17 protein-coding genes are annotated in these 20,192 nt (G+C 71.0%); 7 read left to right on the plus strand and 10 right to left on the minus strand.

Annotated elements, in window-relative coordinates; all coding sequences use genetic code 11:
- Positions 1–116 precede the first annotated feature (116 nt).
- Genes CC117_RS17990 through CC117_RS18000 form a run of 3 tightly spaced genes read right to left on the minus strand, consistent with a single transcriptional unit; the run spans position 117 to position 2,598 of the window.
- Positions 117–959, minus strand: coding sequence for an NAD(P)-dependent oxidoreductase (locus CC117_RS17990; protein WP_084132319.1), 843 nt, complete (start codon positions 957–959; stop codon positions 117–119).
- Between the two features lie 44 nt (positions 960–1,003).
- Entirely contained in the window at positions 1,004–1,528 is a 525-nt protein-coding gene (locus tag CC117_RS17995) for a nuclear transport factor 2 family protein (protein ID WP_071085644.1), read from the minus strand.
- A 14-nt stretch (positions 1,529–1,542) separates the two neighbouring features.
- Positions 1,543–2,598 (minus strand): zinc-binding dehydrogenase, encoded by a 1,056-nt coding sequence (locus CC117_RS18000; protein WP_071085646.1) that lies wholly within the window; start codon positions 2,596–2,598, stop codon positions 1,543–1,545.
- 162 nt (positions 2,599–2,760) lie between these two features.
- Between CC117_RS18000 and CC117_RS18005 the strand changes: the two genes are divergently transcribed.
- The 3 genes from CC117_RS18005 to efeB all read left to right on the plus strand — a co-directional run bounded on the left by CC117_RS18005 (position 2,761) and on the right by efeB (position 8,108).
- Complete coding sequence (locus CC117_RS18005) at positions 2,761–3,396, plus strand: TetR/AcrR family transcriptional regulator (protein ID WP_071085647.1); 636 nt, start codon at positions 2,761–2,763, stop codon at positions 3,394–3,396.
- Positions 3,397–4,611: 1,215 nt separating this feature from the next.
- On the plus strand, positions 4,612–6,738 hold the full coding sequence (gene efeO / locus CC117_RS36435; protein ID WP_241830217.1) for an iron uptake system protein EfeO: 2,127 nt from the start codon (positions 4,612–4,614) through the stop codon (positions 6,736–6,738).
- Positions 6,739–6,809: 71 nt separating this feature from the next.
- Entirely contained in the window at positions 6,810–8,108 is a 1,299-nt protein-coding gene (efeB, locus tag CC117_RS18015) for an iron uptake transporter deferrochelatase/peroxidase subunit (RefSeq protein ID WP_071085649.1), read from the plus strand.
- Between the two features lie 23 nt (positions 8,109–8,131).
- On the opposite strand, the gene CC117_RS18020 is transcribed toward efeB, so the two are convergent.
- Positions 8,132–9,616: an MDR family MFS transporter gene (locus tag CC117_RS18020; RefSeq protein WP_071085651.1), complete on the minus strand. Its 1,485-nt coding sequence runs from the start codon at positions 9,614–9,616 to the stop codon at positions 8,132–8,134.
- 104 nt (positions 9,617–9,720) lie between these two features.
- Here CC117_RS18020 and CC117_RS18025 point away from each other — a divergent pair, with 104 nt between their 5' ends.
- Both CC117_RS18025 and CC117_RS18030 read left to right on the plus strand, forming a co-directional pair.
- Complete coding sequence (locus CC117_RS18025; protein ID WP_071085653.1) at positions 9,721–10,296, plus strand: TetR/AcrR family transcriptional regulator; 576 nt, start codon at positions 9,721–9,723, stop codon at positions 10,294–10,296.
- Between the two features lie 284 nt (positions 10,297–10,580).
- Entirely contained in the window at positions 10,581–11,189 is a 609-nt protein-coding gene (locus tag CC117_RS18030) for a hypothetical protein (RefSeq protein ID WP_241830218.1), read from the plus strand.
- 50 nt (positions 11,190–11,239) lie between these two features.
- Here the strand turns inward: CC117_RS18030 and CC117_RS18035 are convergent, their stop codons facing one another.
- From CC117_RS18035 to CC117_RS18050, 4 genes are all read right to left on the minus strand, one after another.
- The gene (locus CC117_RS18035; RefSeq protein ID WP_071085657.1) at positions 11,240–11,668 is read right to left on the minus strand and encodes a nuclear transport factor 2 family protein; all 429 of its coding nucleotides are present in this window, start codon (positions 11,666–11,668) and stop codon (positions 11,240–11,242) included.
- A 157-nt stretch (positions 11,669–11,825) separates the two neighbouring features.
- Positions 11,826–12,614, minus strand: coding sequence for a helix-turn-helix domain-containing protein (locus tag CC117_RS18040; RefSeq protein ID WP_071085659.1), 789 nt, complete (start codon positions 12,612–12,614; stop codon positions 11,826–11,828).
- Positions 12,611–14,170, minus strand: a complete 1,560-nt coding sequence (locus CC117_RS18045; RefSeq protein WP_241830219.1) for an MFS transporter — start codon at positions 14,168–14,170, stop codon at positions 12,611–12,613. Before CC117_RS18045 ends, CC117_RS18040 begins: the two co-directional genes overlap by 4 nt.
- Before the next feature lie 156 nt (positions 14,171–14,326).
- The gene (locus CC117_RS18050) at positions 14,327–15,976 is read right to left on the minus strand and encodes a GMC oxidoreductase (RefSeq protein ID WP_071085660.1); all 1,650 of its coding nucleotides are present in this window, start codon (positions 15,974–15,976) and stop codon (positions 14,327–14,329) included.
- A 351-nt stretch (positions 15,977–16,327) separates the two neighbouring features.
- On the opposite strand from CC117_RS18050, the gene CC117_RS18055 reads away from it, so the two are divergent.
- Positions 16,328–17,479, plus strand: coding sequence for a hypothetical protein (locus CC117_RS18055; protein WP_198541897.1), 1,152 nt, complete (start codon positions 16,328–16,330; stop codon positions 17,477–17,479).
- Between the two features lie 180 nt (positions 17,480–17,659).
- Positions 17,660–18,115 (plus strand): DUF4190 domain-containing protein, encoded by a 456-nt coding sequence (locus tag CC117_RS18060; RefSeq protein ID WP_071085662.1) that lies wholly within the window; start codon positions 17,660–17,662, stop codon positions 18,113–18,115.
- A 106-nt stretch (positions 18,116–18,221) separates the two neighbouring features.
- On the opposite strand, the gene CC117_RS18065 is transcribed toward CC117_RS18060, so the two are convergent.
- Both CC117_RS18065 and CC117_RS18070 read right to left on the minus strand, forming a co-directional pair.
- On the minus strand, positions 18,222–19,331 hold the full coding sequence (locus CC117_RS18065; protein ID WP_241830220.1) for an RNA-guided endonuclease InsQ/TnpB family protein: 1,110 nt from the start codon (positions 19,329–19,331) through the stop codon (positions 18,222–18,224).
- Positions 19,332–19,761: 430 nt separating this feature from the next.
- A partial coding sequence (locus CC117_RS18070; protein ID WP_198541898.1) for a transposase occupies positions 19,762–20,192 on the minus strand: 431 nt, incomplete at its 5' end.

Consider the following 20,192-nt stretch of genomic DNA (forward strand, 5'->3'; position numbering starts at 1 on the left):
TGTTCTCCTCGTGGTGGCTCTCGACGTCCCGCCGTCTCCGCCTGATTCACCTCGTCGTCGCACCGCGTGCCGGCGAGACGGCGAAAGGCGAAACGGTGGGGTTGTTCCGTCAGTGGTCAGTGCGTCAGGTCCGGCGCGTTCGCCCGGCGGAGCACCTTGCGCTCAACCGCGTCCGACGACAGGACCGTGCCGATGATTCCGAGGTCCGCGCCGGCGCTGCGGGCCACCTCACGCACCACGGTGACGTCCTTGTGCATCAGGTCGCCGATCCGGCCGGCGACGGCATCGACCGAGCCACCGCTCGCGACGACGCCGAGGCCCCGGCTGGCGCCGCTGCCGTGCTGCAGCGCCGCCAGGATCGCCGCCTCCTCGATCCCGAGTGAGCCCGCGAGACGTACCGCGTCGATCGCGAGCCCCACCTGCGCCACGAACAGCGCGTTGTTCACGAGCTTCACCCGCTGGCCGTCGCCCGGCCCCCCGACGAACATGACGGATGACGCGTACGTGCCGAGCACCGGGCGCATCCGGTCCAGCAGGGCCTCGTCCCCGCCCACCCACAGCGTCAGCCGGCCCGCGGCGACATCATGCGGGCCGCCGGAGAGCGCGGCGTCAAGCACACCGACGCCGCGGCCGGCTCCCGCCTCGGCGAGCAGCTGTGCGGTCCGCGGGTCGGACGTCGTGTGCTGGACGAGCGTCGCTCCCCGCCTCATGGCCGCGACAGCGCCGTCCGGACCCAGGCACACCGAGCGGACCTGATCGTCACGCAGCACGGCAACGAAGACCGCGTCGGCCTCACGGACCGTCGCCGACACCGTCCCGGCCCAGGTCAGCCCGTCGCTTTCCGCTGCCATCCGCGACTGGGGACGACGCGCCAGAACGGTCACGTCATGGCCCGCCGCCCTCAGCCGGTCGACCATCGGACGGCCCATGCGACCCGCCCCGACAAATCCGATCTTCACTGATCCTCCTTAGGGCGCGCCGCGTCCACCGGACCGGTCACAACTCAGACCGGCGGTGGCGGTGGCGGTGGCGGTGGCGGTGGCGGTGGCGCGAGCATCTCGCGGTGTTCGGGGGTGCCGTCGAGGTTGGCGTTGATCCGCTCGCGGATGCGCCAGCCCTGCGCGGTACGCACCCAGCGCCAGGTGTTCGCGGAGACCCTGGCCACCCAGAACCGGTCGGCGTCGGCGTCCCAGCGGATGTTGAGCGCATAGCTGCGGCCGGTCGCCTCGTCACCGTCGACCACGATGTGCGGCACCGTCAGGACATGGCCGCAGCCGTTGCGGATCAGGCTCTGGTGGCCGCCGTTGACCATGTCGGCGATGTCGCCCCGCCCCCGCATCCGCAGCGTGGGGACGGCGTCGAAGGCGCCGTCCTCGGTCCAGAGCGCCGCTGTGGCCTGCGCCGACCCGCTGTCGACAGCGGGCCCGTACTGGGCGACGAGCTGCATGATCTCGATCTGATCCTCGAGGGTGCGGATCCTTGTCGCCAGTCCTTCGACCACGGCACGAAGCTCGTCGATCTCACTCATACGCGGACCTCGTCTCAGGGGACGACAACGATGCGGACCGGCCCGTTGGCGTCACGCGACGCGGCGAGAGCGTCGGCGACGCCGTCCAGCCCGACGGTCCGGCCGAGCATCGGCGTGACGTCGAGGCTGCCAGAACAGACCGCCTCGAAGGCCTCGTCCCAGTGGTGCATCAACGGGCCGCCGCCGAACTGGATGTTCAGGCCCTTCCGTTTGGCGGTCAGGGTGTGCAGGTGCTCGCCCTCCGGTGGGCCGCCCACGGAGAAGATCCGGGTGCCACGCTCGCATCCCCTGATGATCGAGTCGAGGACGCCGGGGATACCGACACATTCGAAGACGACGCAGCCCGGCAGGCCGGCCGCCGTCAGCATCTCCTTCATCGGCTCGGGAGGGCCGTAGGCGACATCCCGCCATGCCTGGTACGGCGAGATCTCGGCGGGGTCGATGACCACGTCGGCGCCCATGGCCAGCGCGGTCTCCCGCCGCGAGGCGACGAAGTCGACCGCCATGATCGGGCCGACCCCGAGGCGCCGCAGCTGCGCGATGGCCGACAGCGCGATCGCGCCGCAGCCGATGACCAGTGGCACCTCCTTCGCCGTCACCTGGGCACGCGAGGCAGCCGACCAGCCGACCGAGATCGCGTCGGCGATGCACACGATCTCGCTCGGGAGCTCCGAGACCGCGACGCGGGTGAGGGACTCGTCCAGCAGGAAGTACTCGCCGAACCCTCCGGGCGACTCGGGGTTCTGCCCGATGATCCTTCGCCCGGTGGCGGTGGCCAGCACCGGCAGGGAGCTCACCCGGGTGCCGACAGGGATACGGCGCTCGGTACCGGGGCCGTAGTCGACGACCTCGGCGCAGTACTCGTGACCCATGACGATCTCGGCGTCCCGGTCATAGGTCGACATCCCGCTTTCGTCGTCCATGCCGGCTTCCAGGTGATCCATGAAGTGGATGTCCGACGCGCAGATCCCGCACGCCAGTGACCGGACGAGAAGCTGACCCCGCTCCGGCACCGGATCACCGATGACGCGTGTCTCGACCGTCCCACCCTGCAGCACAGCAGCTCGCATCAGCTTCTCTCTCCGTTGCCGCCAGCGCATGTCCCCGGCACCGGACTGTAGTGACGGCCGGCGAGTTATAGAAGACTCCGTCCTGAAATTTTATAGAAGATCTTGTCCTGAAACTCGACGGAGCCGGCGTGGGTCCGAGTCGTCGCCCATACGATCGCCGGCATGGCCGAGCCTCCCCGCCGCCGCCCGGGGCGCCCCCGGGACACGAGCATCGACGAACGGGCCCTCGTGGCAACGCGCGAACTGCTCGTGGAGCGCGGCTTCGAAGCGACGACGATCCACGCCGTCGCCGGGCACTCCGGCGTCCACGCCTCCGCCATCTACCGCCGCTGGGGGTCTCGGATCGAGCTGATCGAGGAAGCCACGTTCCCCGGCCTCAGTCCGCTCAGCGTCCAGCCGACGGGGGACCTCCGCAGCGACCTCCGCCGCTTCGTCCGCGCCTACGTCGCCGCCTTCGACGCGCCCGCGGCGCGCGCGGCCGCGGCCGGGCTGCTCGCCCACCACCAGACCGCGAGCCGGCAGCGCCCACCGGAGTTCTATCTGCGCGTGTCGGCGCGACCACAGTTCCAGGACATCCTGCACGCCGCGCCGCCCGGGAGCATCGACCCCGCCGTGGACCCGGACGACGTCTTCGACATGCTCCTCGGCGCCATCCTGACCCGCACGCTGCTGTCCACGGTCACCGCCCGGCGCCGTCCACTGGACCGCACCGTCGAGATGATCATGCGACTTCTGCAGCCCACGGCCAGCCCCACGCCCAGCCCCAGCCCCAGCGAACCCGGCAGCCAGCCGGCCTGACCGACCTCGGCTGCCGAAGCGGCGAGGGCGGGATTCGCGCGCGTGCGCGGGTGCCGACCGCGAGAAGCCTGATGCGGCGCGTGCCCGGAGAGACACACCCGGGATCGACCGTCGCCCCTGCGCCGCCGATGCGCTTCGGCCGCAGTCGGAAAATCCACGGCCGAACGGTCTGCCGCCGCCTCCGCGGGAATGCCCTCGCGGAGGCGGTGCCGAATGCTGGCGCGCCAGACTTCCTGCACTTCCGCGGGCGGCATTGCCCCGCCGCAGCCCTCGGCGGATCAAACGAGATCGATACTGCTCACCGCCGCCAGTTGCTGCCGCTCGGAAATGATGCGCGATCGAGGTGATCTCCGCTCACCCGGTGGGTGCATGGACCGGAAGGCCGCCCACACGTCATATCGGACGTGTGCAGATGATCAAAGCAGACCCTGCGGAACGGCGAAGGTGCGAAGCCGCCCGGCGGCATGTTCGTCGGCTACGCGGGCCGATTGGAGGCAGCCGCACCACACGTTGGCGTCGAGTACATCCGGGGCGTTCGACCGCCGCGCTCGGCCGGGCGCGCGACGGTGCCAGTCCACAGCCCGGTGCCGTGACATCGCAGGTCCTGCGCCGACTGCCTTCCCGGACAAAGATGCAGGTCACAAGCATGAAACGACGGGTGCGAGCAGACACGACGACGGTCGGCCGACCGGGAGTGCCCGCTCGCGTGGGACCACTCGACCACCGGGACCGAACTCCTACAACATTGTCGTAGCACCTCGATGCTGTCAAGAGACCGGAGCGGCCGAGGAGGGAATGCGCGACCTCGGATCGCGATCGCAGGCCCCTGGGCCCCCGGCGCCCGACGCCTGGCGCCGCCGCCAAAGGAAATGGGGATAACCGCTTCTCTTTCGAGGCCTCGACCTCAGGGCGCGCCACCGGAGAACCGCGTACCGCGCCCGCCACGGCTGAGGGCCCACGATGAGGCACAGCGACAGCAGCACCCGGACGAGGCCTCCCGAGCGATTCCTTCCCGCCCCGGCGCGTGCGACGGACCGGCGGCCGGCAGGTGAGCGAAAGTGGGGCCGGTCACGGCGACGGCGGTTGCGCGGTCCGACATCCAGGGTTTAGGTTAAGCCACCTTTACAAGCGTTGTGGCTTCTTGGTGGTGGAGTGGAAAACTTCGTTCCGAACTTGCTGATCGGACTACGAGAAGGGCTTGAAGCCACTCTGATCGTGAGCATCCTGGCCGCCTATCTGGTCAGGATTGACCGACGGGACCGGCTGGTACAGCTCGGGATCGGGGTCGCGGCGGCGATCGCGCTGAGCCTCGTCTTCGGTGCTGCCCTGACGTTCACGTCGGCGAGCCTGTCGACCCGGGCCCAGGAGGGGCTCGGCGGCATCCTGTCGCTGATCGCCGTACTCCTGGTGACCTGGATGGTCTTCTGGATGCGGCGGACCGCCCGCTCGCTGGGGAGCGAACTTCGCCACCGGATGGATGAGGCGCTGACGATGGGCGCCGGCGCGGTCGCCTTCACGGCCTTCCTCGCGGTCGCCCGGGAGGGCCTGGAGACGGCGCTCTTCCTGTGGGCGACGATCGACTCGACGAGCGGCTCGACCGCGGGGCCCGCCCTCGGCGCGCTGATCGGCATCCTCGCCGCGGTCCTGATCGGCTACCTGCTCTACACGCGGGCGATCACCGTCAACCTCGGCCGGTTCTTCGCCTGGACCGGTGGCGCGCTCATCGTCGTCGCCGCCGGTGTCGCCGCCTACGGCATCGGTGACCTGCAGGAGGCCGACCTGCTCCCGGGCCGGGACGCGCTCGCCTTCGACTTCTCCGCGCACCTGTCGGAGGGGAGCTGGCTCGGTGCCCTGCTCAAGGGCATCTTCAACATCAGTCCGGTCTGGTCGTGGGCCCAGCTCGGAGTCTGGCTCGCCTACCTGATCCCGGTCATGGCGCTCTACGTCAGCCGCCGGCCGGCCCGGTCCGCGCGGCCGGCGGCGGCAACGGCATCCGTTGCAGCGGCATCCGTTGCAGCGGCATCCGTTGCAGCGGCATCCGTTGCAGCGGCATCCGTTGCAGCGGCACCCGCGGCAGACGCACCCGCGGCAGACGCAGCTGCACCGACCGCGGACGGCGGCGGAGACGGAGACGGCGGAGACGGCGACAACGACGACGAAGCGAAGGAGGACGAGGTCATGGGGTGGCGCAGGACACTCACGACGGTCCCGGTCCTGAGTGTCTCGGTGGTGGGGCTGCTCGTGGCCGGCGGTGCGATCGGCTTCGCGATGAACAGTTCCGACGGCGGCGGGGACGGTTCCGGCGGCCGCCGGCTGATCAGCGCCGACGACAGCACCTGCGCCTACTCGGGACCGGCGGTCGGCGCGGGAACGCACACCTTCTCGGTGTCGAACGGCGGTGACAAGGCGATCGAGGTGTACATCATCGGCACCGGCGACCGGTCGGTCGGCGAGGTGGAGAACGTCTCCCCCGGCACCGCCCGGGATCTGACCGTCGACCTTGCCACCGGCGACTACACGCTGCGCTGCCGACCCAACCGGACCACCGGCGACGGCATCACCTCGACCCTGACGGTTTCCGGCGACGTGGGTGACGGTGCCGGCCAGGGCGGCACCGACCCGCGTCTGTTCGAGGCGGTCGGCGCCTATCGCGTCTACGTCCAGGAGCAGGTCGGCGCGCTGGTCACGGCGACGGAGGAGTTCGCCGCGGCGGTGCGGCGCGGTGACGTCGAGGAGGCGAAGCGGCTCTACCCGGCCGCGCGGGTGCCCTACGAGCGGATCGAGCCGGTGGCCGAGAGCTTCGGCGATCTCGACCCGGCGATCGACGCCCGCGAGGGCGACGTCCCGGCCGAGGAGTGGACCGGCTACCACGTCATCGAGAAGGATCTCTGGGTCGACAACGTGACGTCCGACCCGGCCGTCGCCGACCAGCTCGTCACCGACGTGAAGAGGCTCCAGACCCTGGTCACCGACGTCGAGCTGACCCCGAGCCAGCTCGGCAACGGTGCCGCCGAGCTCCTCAACGAGGTCGCGACGAGCAAGGTCACCGGTGAGGAGGAACGCTACTCGCGCACCGACCTGGTCGACTTCGCCGCGAACGTCGAGGGCGCACGGGCGGCCTACGAGCCGCTGCGACCGGTGCTGGCGGACACCGACCCCGACCTCGCGAGGATCATCGACGGTCGTCTCGTCGACGTCGAGAAGGCGCTCGACCCGTACCGCTCCGGTGACGGCTTCGTCCCGTACACGGACCTGGACACGACCGAGGTGCGAACACTGTCGGACAAGGTGGACGGGCTCGCCGAGCCGCTGTCCCGCCTGACGGGCGCCGTCGCGGCCTGACCGGGACAGCACCGATCGGGACAGCACTGACCGGCACAGCATCGGAACACGGCGACCCGAAGGGAGTGCGCATGGCGGGGCGGGCACGGGTGTCGCGGCGGCGGCTGTTCGGACTGACCGCGGCCGCGGCCACAGCGGGCGCGGCTGGTGTGGGCGGGCTGGCCGCCTGCTCCGACGATGACGGCAGCGGCGGGAGCGGCCGCGGAGACGGAGCCGGCCCTGCCGACCAGATCGTCGCGTTCCACGGCGACCACCAGGCCGGCATCGCCACCCCGGCCCAGGACCGGCTGCACTTCGCCGCGTTCGACATCGTCACGGACACCCGCGCCGACCTCGTCGCCCTGCTGCGCGAATGGACGGCGGCGGCCGCCGCCATGACGTCCGGGCTGGCGGTCGGCGCCGGTGTCGCCGGCCGCCAGCAGGCGCCCCCTGACGACACCGGCGAGGCCGAGGGGCTCGCGGCCGGCCGGCTGACCCTCACGTTCGCGGTGGGCCCCTCTCTGTTCACCACGGCGGACGGCGTCGACCGGTTCGGGCTTGCCGGGCGCCGGCCGCGGGCGCTGGTGGACCTGCCCCCGTTCCCCGGCGAGGCGCTCGAACCCGCGCGCTGCGGCGGCGACCTGGCCGTCCAGGCCTGCTCGGACGACCCGCAGGTGGCCGTGCACGCCATCCGCAACCTGGCACGTATCGGCCGGGGGACGGTCGCCGTCCGCTGGTCACAGCTCGGGTTCGGCCGCACCGCGTCGACCAGCAGCACCCAGATCACGCCGCGCAACCTGCTCGGTTTCAAGGACGGCACCAACAACCTGCACGTCGAGCAGCCCGCACGCCTCGACGAGCATGTCTGGGTCGCTGCCGCGGACGACGGCCCGGCGGCGTCCTGGATGGTCGGCGGCTCGTACCTTGTCGCCCGGCGCATCCGCATGCTCACCGAGCAGTGGGATCGCACTCCGCTCGCCGAGCAGGAGGCGACCTTCGGCCGGACCAAGGTCAGTGGCGCGCCGCTCGGCCGCACCGGCGAGTTCGAGCCGGTCGACCTCGCCCGCCGCGACGCCGACGGCGAGCCGGTCATCCCGGCCAACGCGCACATCAGACTCGCCGCCCCGGAGACGAACGGCGGCCAGGCGCTGCTGCGCCGCGGCTACTCGTTCACCGACGGCAGCGACGGCCTCGGTCACCTCGACGCCGGCCTGTTCTTCCTCGCCTACCAGCGTGATCCGCGCACCCAGTTCATCCCCATCCAACGCCGCCTCGCCGGCGCGGACGCGCTCAACGAGTACATCCGGCACACCGGCAGCGCGATCTTCGCTGTCCCGCCGGGAGTCACCACCTCCGCCGGCGACCACTGGGCCCGGCTCCTGTTCGCCTGACCCGGACAGGCATCAGACGGGCATCAGACCGGCATCGCCTCCTCGAGCTCGGCTTCGGCCGCGTGCGGGGCGCGGCGCAGGGCGCCGCCGCCCGGCAGGAACAGGCAGAGGGGAACCGCGACTGCGGTGAAGGCGACGGACCACCAGAAGGCTGCGCCGAACGCGTCGGCGAGCGCGTCCGGAGTCCCGGCGCCGTCCACGGAGTGCTGGAGGATCACCGCGAGGACAGCGGTGCCCAGGGAGCCACCGATCTGCTGGGCGATCCGGGTGATCACGCTGGCGTGCGGAATCTCCTCGTGGCCGAGACCGACATAGGCGGCGCTGGCCAGGGGAATGGTGGCGGCGCCGAGACCGACACCGCGCACGAGAAGCGCGACCATCAGCGGGACGTCGCTGGTGTCGGCGGTGACGAACGCGAACGGCACCGTGGCCGCACAGGCGATGGCGAAGCCGGTCACGGCGACCCAGCGCGGCCCGTAGCGGTCGGTGCACCGACCGGCCACGCCCCGGGAAAGCAGGGTGCCGACGCCCTGCGGGATGAGCAGGAGACCGGCACCGAGCGCGTCCTCGCCGCGGACCTGCTGCCAGTAGAGAGGCAGGAGGAGCATGGAGCCGTAGAGCGTGGCGCCGAGCACGAAACCGACGGCCGCGGCGGACGTCAGCGCGCGGTGGCGGAACAGGCGCAGGTCCACGAGCGCGCCGGCGGACCGCGGCAGCGCCCAGCCGACGAACGCTCCGATCAGCGCAAGGCCGCCGAGCAGCGGCAGCAGAACCTCGACGCTCGCGAACCCCGCGCTGCCCTCGACCCGGGAGAGACCGAAGATCACGGCGGCGACACCGGGTGAGAGCAGCAGCATCCCGACGATGTCGAGGCGGGTGCGGTCCGCCGGCGCGGGCCGGTCCTCGGGCAGGTTCCGCGCGGCGAGCAGCAGACCGAGGAGACAGATCGGGACGTTGACCAGGAACAGCCAGCGCCAGTTGCCCAGATGCAGGATGACCCCGCCCAGCACGGGCCCGAGGATGGGACCGAGCGCTATGGGCAGCGAGATGGCCGCCAGCACCCTGCCGATGGTGTTCCCGCGCGCCGCCTGGATGATCAATGTGATCATGAGCGGCATCATGATGCCGCCACCGAGGCCCTGGATGACACGGAAGACGATGAGACTGTGGACGTCCCAGGCGGTCGCGCACAGTACCGACCCGAGCAGGAACACGCCCTGGGCGTACATCCACAGCCGTTTGCCACCGAGCACGGACTGGGCCCAGCCGGCGACGGGGATCGCGACGAACATGGCCAGCAGGTAGCCGGTGCTGACCCACTGGATGGTGGAGAGCGAGGCGTCGAGCCGGTCGGCGAGATCGTTGATCGCGACGCTGACGATCGTCGTGTCGAAGACGACCGCGAGGACACCGACGATGACCGCGATGGCCATGCGCCACACTGCCGGGTCGATCCGGTCGTGATCCGCCCGGGAAGGCAGACTGTCGGTTCCGCCGGGGGTTCGCATGGGCACCCACCTGAGATACAGAGACGTTTCTAATCGGCTCCGAGCCTAGGCAGCGACGATAAGATACGCAAGCGCATCCAAGACTCTGTGGGAGGTCCAGGCAGATGTCCGAGCGGCGTCGCGGCGCGGTGCTGGAGGCAGCGCTGCTCGACGCGGCCTGGGAGGAACTGGAGCAGAACGGCTACGCCAGCTTCACCATGGACGCCGTCGCCCACCGCGCCGGCACCAGCCGACCGGTCCTCTACCGGCGCTGGCCCGACCGGCACGAACTCGTCCGGGCCACCATCGCCCACGTCCTCGGACGTGACCGCCGCGTGATCCCCGACACCGGGAGCCTTCGGGGCGACATCCTCGCCCTCATGCGCGAGGTCAACGCCACCCGCGCCCAGCTCGCCACCGTCATGAGCGTCCACCTCGCCGGCTACTACCAGGAGACCGGCACCAGCCCCGCCGACCTCCGCAGAATCGTCGCGGCGGGCCGCGAGAACCCCCTCGACGTCCTGTTCGCCCGCGCCGCCGACCGGGGGGAGATCAGGCTGGAGCGTCTTTCCGACCGCGTGCGGTCACTCCCCTTCGACCTCCTGCGACACGAGTTCGTCATGAACCTCGCACCCGTCACCGACGAGGTCCTGACAGAGATCGTCGATACGATCTTCCTGCCGCTGGTGCAGCACACCTGACAGACCGCGCACCCGCCCTTACGAAAGGACCGCGGTGGCCGGCCGAACGGGCTCGCCACCCCGGCGCCGCGACGACCGAAACCCTCGATCATGGGATCATCCCCTAGAATCCCGGACGTCGTCCGAACCCTTTTCTCGTGCAGTCACCTCGAGACGAAGGGCGGACTTCTCTGCTGACAGGAGACAGCCCGCACATAGATCATGCGGCTGGGTTTCGGGGGGAATCTGTGCGGGTCGAGAAAACAAGGTCGCGGTCGCTCACCGTGGGCTTCGGGGTGGGCCTGATGCTGCTGGCCACCGCGTGCGGCGGTAGCGGTTCGACTGTCACCTCCCAGTCACCGAGCGCGCAGGATGCGGCCGGGCCGTCCGGCCAGGCCGCCACTCCGCTGGCTGGATGGGTGACTGACCTGCCCACAGCCCTGGCGGGCGGCTCGGCGGCTCTGCTTCCGACCCCGGCGGCAACAGCCGACCTCGCCACCCCGGCACCCGCCCTCGCACCCGCACCCGCACCCGCACCGACTCCGGTCGCCGGCGCGGGCCCACTGGCGAACTCCATCGTCCCGGAGCATTTTCCGTTTCCGCCCGGAGTGACGTTCACCGTCTCCAAGAACAAGCCCACGGACGCGACGCTCACCCTTGACGGCATCACTCCGGCCGCGGCCGTCGACTATTATCGCCAGGCTTTGCCCGGCGCCGGTTACAAGTTCTTCCAGGAAGCCGGCTCCGACGGCAGAACGAAAATCACCTACACGGGCAACAGCCAGAGTCTCCAGCTCGTCGTAGGCGGATCCAGAACGCCTGAAATGGTGCTGCTCATCTTTGTGCAGTGCACCAGCGAGGTGGYGGGGGAAGAGATCCCGGGTCGACGCAGCGACCGGGTGGCGTGCGTGTGACGACGACCCCGGCTGCCTGATCCAGGCTGTTCGATCCGGGCTGCCGACGATCAGCTGACAGGTGTCTCGCCGGACGTCAGCAGGCGCGCGATCCGCGTGGTGCGGCGGCTGATCCGCCAGCCTGCCGGAGTCCGGACGAGCTCGTCGGTGTAGTTGCCGATCACGTCGATCCAGCGGCCGGGGTCGTCCGGCGACAGCATCAGGACCGCATGGACGTAGGAACGCGCCGAGGCCCGGTCCCCCTCGACGTCGACGACGACGTTCGACAGGCGGTGGTGGGTCGGGCCCATGTTCTCGTGTGCCCTGGTCATGTACTCGGTGATCGCCTCGACACCGGCGTGCTGCACGGTGCCGTAGTCAGCCTCGACGTCTGCGGTCCAGCACGTGCGGAACAGGGCCCAGTCCCGCTGGTCGATACCTGTCGCGTACCGGATCAGCAGCTCGGCGATCTGCGCCTTGTCCTCCCGAAGATCCGCCACGGCAGTTCCCCTCCCGCATGGTCGCGGCCCAGGCCCCGAAGGTCAGGGCCCGGAACGTCGGGAACGCTACTTCTGCGCCGGCGACCCGTCCACCCGAGAACCTGGAGCGTCAGACGGAGATCCAGGCGCGGACGAGACGCCTGACGGAGGGCCTGCGTCAGGGCTGGGGCGGTTCGGTTATCCCCAGCGCGGCGAGGAGAGCGGCGGTCAGCGGCTCGCGCAGGTCGTCAGCGGAAGCCTTGGCGAGTCGGGTGAGGGTTCCGGCGTCCCGGGCGACACCCACCCCGAAGAGCAGGGCGACGGCGAGCTCGGCTGCCAGCTCCGGGTCGGGCGCCGCCGCCGTCTCGCCCAGCGGTAGGCGAACGGTGTCGAGCCGTTCGCGGGTCGCTGCCCGTGCGGCGGCGTCCACCTCGCGGCGGAAGACGTTCTGGGCCGCGGCGCTGACACCGCTCGCTGTCCACCTGTCCAGCGCCCGGCCCACCAGGGCGCGCACCGCCGCTGCCGGGTCGGCCGGCGTCTCGCTCGCCGCGGCCGGCCCGCGGTCCGCGGCCGACGCGGCGCCGGCCGCGGACCGCGCCGGGGGTTCCGCCTGCCCGTCGCCGGCGGAGCCGCCGCTGCCCGCGGCGTCAGTGGTCGGGCCGCCGCTGCCCGCGCCGCCGCGGTTCGGGCCATCGTGGTTCGGGTCGCCGTCGTTCTCATCGCCACTGTGCGGGCCGCCGGAAGCCGGAACGGTCTGTTCGATGAGCGGATCTGCGGCGAGGACCGCCTGGTACAGCCCTTCCTTACCGCCGAAGTACCGGGCGATGAGGGCCGGGTCGACGCCGGCACGGTCGCCGACCGACCGGATGGCGGTGCCGGCGTAGCCGCGCTCGGCGAACAGGTCGGCCGCTGCGGCGAGCAGCGCCTGACGGCTCCGCGCCGCGTCGCGCCGGCGGGTGGTGTTCATGGCTCGACATCATCCGCCATGGTGGGTCGGGAGGCGGCGGTGCCCACCGGCTCCTCCCGCGGTGTCGCCAGCTCGGCCGGCCGGGCAGCGGGGATGGTGGCGGGGCCCGTGGCGCGCGCGCCGTCGCGCGGCGAGGCCGGCAGAGCCAGCGCCGCGAGCACGGCCAGCGCGCAGACCCCGCCGGCCAGGCCGAACGCCAGTGTGTAGCCGCTCTCGCCGGGCTGGGACGAGCCGGCCGGGGTGTGCGCGGCGAGCATGGCCGCTCCGAGCGCGCTGCCCACCGAGCCGCCAGCCGTCCGCAGGACCTGGTTGAAGCTCGTGGCGCTGCCCGTCTCCTGCGGTGGGACGGATCCGATGATGAGCGCGGGCATCGCCGCGAAGGCAAGCCCGATGCCGACCCCGAACAGGAACGTGGCCGCGCCCAGCTCGACGAGGTGGTCGTGGCGGACGGCAAGGCCGAACTGGGCGAGGGCCACCGCGAGCAGACCGGTCACCAGCAGTCCCCGGCCACCTCCGGTGCGTGGCCCCAGCCAGCGCGACCAGCGGCTGGCCAGCACTGTTCCCGCGGACAGGGGCAGGATCACCAGGCCGAGCACCGCGGGCGACGCCCCGAAGCCGTAGCCGGTCGACGTCGGGGCCTGCGCGAGCCGGTTGATCAGGGTCATCGCGTTGAACATGCCGAAGCCGGCGAGCGCCGCGCACACGTCGGCCACGAGCACCGGCCGGGCCCTGAGGTACCTCAGCTCGACCAGCGGGTTCGCCGTCCGCAGCTCGACCAGGGCCCAGCCGACCCCGCAGGCGGCGCCGACCACGAGGAGCGAAACCACCCTCGGCGACGTCCAGCCCCAGGCCCGTCCCTCGCTCAACGCGAGCAGCAGCGGGCTGAGCGCGGCGGCGAACAGCAACGCGCCGCGCAGGTCGACCCGCCCGGGTGCGGGCCGGGCGCTCGCCCGCCCCGGCACGACGGCGACCACCGACGCCATCGCCGCGCCCGCCAGTCCGGCCGCCATCCAGAACCCCGCGTGGTAGTCGAACGTGTCCGCGATCAGACCGGTGAGGGGGTAGCCGAGCCCGGCCCCGGTCGCGACCGTGATGGACAGGGCCGCGATCCCCGGGCCGACCCGGCTCGGCGGCAGCAGGTCGCGGGCGATCGCCAGCGCCAGCGGCATCAGGCCCATGCCGATGCCCATCAGGCCCCGCCCGACGAGCAGCTGCACGAAGCTCGCCGCGGTGGCCGCGAGGACGGAGCCCGCTCCCACAGCCCCCAGGCCGGCCAGCAGCACGGTGCGCCGGTGTGGCCCGTCGCCGAGCCGCCCGATCAGCGGGGTGGTGGCGGCCCCGATCAGCAGCGTCAGGGTGAGCAGCCACTGGGCGTCCGCGAGCGAGACGTGCAGGTCGGTCGCGATCGTCGGGATCAGCGGCGTGCCGAGCGTCCCGATGACCGCGATCACGAGTCCGCAGTAGACGAGGACGCCGAGCAGGAGGCCCGGGCTCGCCTGGTCCGGTAGGCCTGACCTGGCCGGCGCCGCCTGGACGATGCCCCGTCTCCCACGCACCGCGCCTCCCGATCTTTGTCGTCAAGCAATGTCAGCATACGATGACATCACTTGAAGACAAAGCGGGAGCCCGCGGGTGCCCGGGCCAGCCGGCCAGCCGGCGATGCGGCTGGCCGGCCAGCCCCGGCGTCGCACGAGCGGCCGGTCAGGGGCTCGTCAGAAGACGGTGCCCACGTCCTGGGGAACGATTCTGGCCATGCTGTGCTCGGCCAGCGCGGCGATGGTCATGGACGGGTTGCAGGCGCCGGTCGAGCCGGGGATGCGCGCACCGTCGAGCACGTACAGTCCGCGGTGGCCGCRCACGCGCCCGTAGAGGTCGGTGGCTGATCCCATGGGGACGCCACCGAGGGCATGCCAGGTCGAGTTCTCGGTCAGGTTCGTGTCGATCATGATTCCACCGCCGGCCAGGGCCAGCCCGGCCATCCGCGCCGCGATCAGGGCCTGGAGGGCGGCGTCGGCGCCGATCGGCCAGTTCAGGACGGCGTCGTCCTTGGCCGCGTCGTAGGTCCRGGTGCCGACAGGGGGAACGATGCCGAAGCCGACGACGGTCATCAGTCGCTGGATGCCGGCGATCAGGGGTGGCGCACCGGCGTGGATGATCCGGAGCGGAATCGGGCTGACGGGGTCGGTGGCGCCGACGCAGGCTGGGCCGCCCTGGGTGGCGCCCGGGTTGCGCAGCATCCCGATCCACTCGTAGATGCGGTCACCGTTGTTGCCCCACTGGGTGCCGATGGAGTCCGGCAGGTTCGGGATGAGGTTCTTGGCTTTCGCCTTGACGAGCAGCCGGGTCGWTCCGGGCGAGCCGGCGTTCAGGAAGACCGCGTCGGTGGTGATGGTCTTGTGTTCCTGGACGTTGCCGGCAGTGTCGATACGGTCGACGGACAGGACCCATTTGCCGTTGGCGCCGAGGGAGACGTCCCGCACGATGTGCAGCGTCTGTACGGTCACCTTGCCGGTGGCCTCCGCGGCGGYGAGATAGGTGACGTCGATCGAGTGCTTTCCTCCGTTGTTCACGCCGAAGGCGATGTCGCTGTTGGTGTAGGCCTTCTTGTAGGTGCCGTCGAGCTCGCCGCGGACGAAGTTCCAGTCGACGGGCAGCGGCACCTYGAACGTCCGCAGGCCGGTCCGGGGCGCGACGTCCAGGAAGATTCTGGAGGAGGTGTACGGGTCCGCGTTGAGGATGTCGTCGGGAACGGTGGAGATTCCGAGCATCGACGCCACGGTGGGGTACCACGTGGCGTTGAGCTCGTCGTACATGCCGGCTGCCAGCGGCATCGACCGGTTGAAGTCGGACCTGGTGGGCTGCAGGGTCATGCCGTGGTACATGACCGAACCGCCACCGACGCAGGCGCCGCAGTTGACGGTCATGTTGTTGCCCTCGATGACCTCGATGACCCCGGTGTAGAGGGGCCAGGTCTGGTCTGCGCCCGGAACGAGGCTCGCCAGGCTCGGCAGCGGTGGTTTCGGGGAGAGCCAGGCCGACCGGTTGTCGAGGTTCGCGACCGTGGCGAAGGTGTTCGCGTTCGGCCCGGTGGGCCAGCGCAGCCCCCGCTCGAGAACGAGGGTCGGCACCCCGGCCCTGGCGAGGCGCAGCGCGGTCACGCCACCGCCGAAGCCGGTGCCGACGACCACGGCCCGGGCGTTCACCTCGGTGTTCGTCACCGCACGCGCCGGTGAGGCACCGGCCACGAGGCCGCCGAACGCGGCCGCGCCGGCGCCCGCGGCGCCGATGAACGTCCGTCGGCTCAACCCGGCGGAGGATTTCTGGCCGGCGGTCCCGGATAAGTCTGACGACACCTCGGACATGCCACTCTCCAGTTTTCGGTGATCCTGCTCCGGCGACACCAGGACATGTCTGGCGGTCGCCCAATGTCATCTCGCGTGCTTTTTAGCACGCACACCGACGACTCAACCAGTAGCTTTGTTTTGCGGGTCGACCGTTGACGCCGTCGACCTACGGAAATATCCTCACCCACTAAGGACGACGCAAAGCGGTGACCGAGACAGGAGAATTTCCCCAACAAATAGCGACGGTGCCACAGCCGGGCGGTGATGAAACGGCCGGGCCGGGGGCGCCCGTAGTATCCACGCCGACGAGGGGTCACCAGGCCGATGCCTGCAGCACCGTCGCCCGTGTCGATCCGCCGTCGGATCCGCGTGGCCGTTTCCTTTCTCGCCGCCGCCACGGTGGTTCTGCTCGCCGCACCGACCGAGGCCGCCGGCGGCCCACCGGCCGTCCCCCTGACCGCGCGGGATCTCACCCCGCAGTGGGCCGGCGGCAGCCGTGTGGTCGCTGTCAACGACGTCGGCCAGGCACTCGTCTCGACCGGCCCGGATTCCCCCTCGTATCTGTGGGCCCGCGGCCGTCTCACGCCGCTGACCTATGACGGACGACCGATCGAGCCGATCGGCCTGAACAACCGCGGCCAGGTCATCGGGCATGGGCAGTCCGCCTCCGGAGCACCGGTCGCCGTCCGCTGGGAACGCGGAACAGCGACCCTGCTGCCCGTTCCCGGGGACACGGTCATCCCGGCCGACATCAACGACCGTGGGCAGGTGGTGGCCATCTCCGCCGAGCTCGACGGACCGGAGCCGGTCGTCCGGGCCTACCTGTCCGGTTCCGACGGGCGTACGGCCCGCGATCTCGGCGTGGTCCCCAGCCTGGCCAACGCGAGCCTGCACGTGAACGAGTCCGGGCAGGTCGCCGGCACCAGGACCGGCGAGGGAGGCCCCGTCTACGGCATGCCAAGCGGGTTCCTGTGGGCCGACGGCCGGGTCACCGACCTCGGGTCGCTCGGCGGCGACTCGACGCAGGTCACCGCCCTCAACGCGCGCGGCCAGGTGGTCGGGCAGAGCGTCCGCGCCGACGGGCGGACTCACGCCTTCTTCTGGAGCGCCGGCACGATGACCGATCTGGGAACACCGGGCGGGGACTACTCCCGGGCGACGGCCCTGAACGACCTGGGCCTGGTCACCGGGACGTCGACCGACGCGGGAGGCCAGCAGGACGCCTTCGTCTGGTCGGCCGGCCGGCCGATCACCCCACTCGGCCTCACCGGCCTCGCCGCCGAGGCGGTCGACGTCAACAACCGGGGGCAGGTCATCGCCACGGCCACGGGTTCGACCGGCCCGGGCAGCCCGTATCTGACCCGCGGCTTCCTGTGGCACGCCGGGAAGCTCACCCCGCTGGCCGCCCTCGGCGGCCCGGACGCCACACCGGCCGCCATCAGTGCGACGGGCACGATCGGCGGCAGCGGCAGCCTCCCGTCGGGAGGCACCCATGCCGCCCTCTGGACCGCTGGGCCCTGAGCAGCACAGACACACAGCGGCACGGTGCGGCGCGGCGGACATCTTCCACGGATGCATGTTCGTGGGTGAGTACGGCGGTAAAGCGGGTAGAAGCGTTGCGACGATCGATCACGTCAGCCCGAGCCGGCAGGAACCGACAGGAACCGACAGAGAACGGACGAGTCGAGAAACGGAGTCGCAATGACGAAGCCGACGCCGGTGCACCGCACCGGAGATCCTCAGGTCACGGGCGACAATCCCTACCTGCCGCCGAACGAGGCCGGCCAGAACCCCGCGGGTCACGCCGGGCCCGGCACCGGTGGCCCGGCCCCGCATGAAACGTACCCGCAGGCTCCGGCTGACCAGGCCGGTTATATGCCGTACCCGGAAGGCGGGCAGGACCAGGCCCAGTACGGCCGCGCGCCGTATCCGTACGGCCCGACCCCGGTCGGTGAGACGTCCGGTGTGCGCACGCTGTGGATTCTGGGATTCGTCCTGGGTGCGCTCGGTCTGCTTTTCCCGCTCGCCGGAATCGCCGGCATCGTGTGCGGTGCGGTGGCCTGGAGCAAGCACAGCAGCCGCGGGAAGAAGGCGACGTTCGTGGCGATCGCCGGCACGGTGATCGGCTTTGCGATCGGGATAGCGTTCTACATTTGACGTCCTCTCCCGCCTGAAGGCGGGAGATTCCAACGACACAAAAGCTGGTTCGTGTAGTTGAGGTTCGCGGTTCACAGGAGCCCCACCGGGCTGCCTCCCCGCACGTTCACCGGCGTCCCTCGGCGATGTTACATGCAGCATTCACATCGGCGTTGCTCTGATACCCGCAGGCGACACAACAGAACCGCGCTTGGCTCTCACGCGACCCGGCGACGACATACCCACAGGCGAAACAACGCTGACTGGTAAACGCGGCCGGGACCCGCTCGACCCGGCCAGGTGCCTTCTGTTCCACACGTCTGACGAGCAGACCCCATCCCTGAGCCAGGATGCCCCGATTCAGGCCGGCTTTCTGCGCCACGTTCCGCCCCGGTGCGGCCGGGGTACCACGCGCGGAGCGGGTCATCGCCCCGATCCGCAGGTCCTCCACCCGGATCAGCACGAAACGGCGGGCAAGATCGGTGCTGGTCTTCTCCACCCAGTCCTTACGCCGGTCGGCCTCCCGCGTCCTCACCCGGGCGATCCGGGCCCGCAACCGGGCCCGTCGGTTCGACCCGCGCCTGGACCGGGCGAAACGCCGTTGCAGCCGGCGGAGCCGTTCGGTTTCCTTCGGCCTCAGCCCCGGGCAGGACAGCAGCTCCCCGGTCGACAGCGCCGCCGACACCGCGACTCCACGGTCCACCCCGACCACCCCACCGGTGTCGGGAACGGGAATCGGGTCGGGGACCGCGGCGAAGGCCACATGCCAGCGACCCACCCGATCCTGTGTCACCCGGTACGACCGCGCCGCCGGCACGGGGCGGGACCGGCGGAACCGCACCCACCCGACCTTGGGTACCCGTACCTGCGACCAGCGGCCGTTGACCCGCCGCACATCGGCGGGCTTCACCGCAACGATCCGGAAACCCTCGGCCCGGCCCCGCCTACGAAACGACGGCCGCCGACGCGAACCACGAAAAAAGTGGGCCATCGCCGTCGTATAGTCCCGCAGTGCCTGCTGCTGCACGATCACACTGCCTGCCGCCARCCACGGATTGTCTCCCCGCGCGTCGGTGAGCTGCCGGTTCTGCTCCACGTAGCCGGGAGCGGGCCCACGGCGCGGATTCCACCACGACCCCTGCTCGCAGGCGAGGTTCCACACATACCGGGCATGCCCGCAGTGCACCAGCAGAGCTTCTTCCTCCGCCGCATCGGGATACAACCGGAACCGGGACACGACCACACCCTAACAGCTATCCCCAAACAAACCGCACACCCGCCTCATCGAGACCACGAAAGGAAACACACACCCTCAACCGCGAAATGATTCACCTTGAGCGCCGTTCCCTCGAACGGCGGTCCGCCTGACGGCGAATCGCCTACCAACGCCCCGCTGCGCGGGAAACCAGATTCCTCCCCGGCCTGAAAGCCGAGGCATCCTCCGGGAATTTCGGTGAGGTACGGCTGCCCCGCCGCCGTGGCTGCGCCTCACTAGCCTCGATCTTTCGCCGGGTGGCTGGGTCGGCTTGTCGGGTCACCCTGCCCCGTTTTTGATGTTGAGTTGTGYCGTCGGGGTGTGACGGGGTGGCCCGCTGTCGCGTGGGCTGGGGCGCCGGTCCACGGCCGGGGRTGGTGCGGGTCGTCGGGGCGAGGRCAGGTCCGGGTGGCTATCCGGGATCGGGTAGCGCGCGCAGGACGGTCARGGCCTGGACGGCCAGCGCTGCCCAGGGATGGTGGGCGGCGAGGTGCACCACGGTGTTCCGGGCGTGGTGGGCGACGCGTCCGGCGATGGTGAACAGCCTGTGCCGTAGGCGTTTCGGTTCCCAGCGGCGTGCGGTGTGGCCGGCCAGGGCGAGGGTCTGGGTCCAGGCGAGCAGGTCCAGGGCCAGCGCCACGACGGCGCACCAGATCTGGTTCTGGGCGAAGTCGTGCAGGGGCAGGTTGGTCAGGCCGGTGTCCTTGGCGGCGCGGATACGGTCCTCGCAGCGGGCCCGGCGGCGGTGACGTAGTTCCAGGTCGGCGAGCTGTCCGCGGCGGGTGTTGGTCGCGAACGCGGTGCAGCGGTTGCCGTCGGGGTCGACGATCCTTAGCTGGGCGC

This window comes from Parafrankia colletiae (assembly GCF_001854655.1).
Classification (GTDB): Bacteria; Actinomycetota; Actinomycetes; order Frankiales; family Frankiaceae; genus Parafrankia; species Parafrankia colletiae.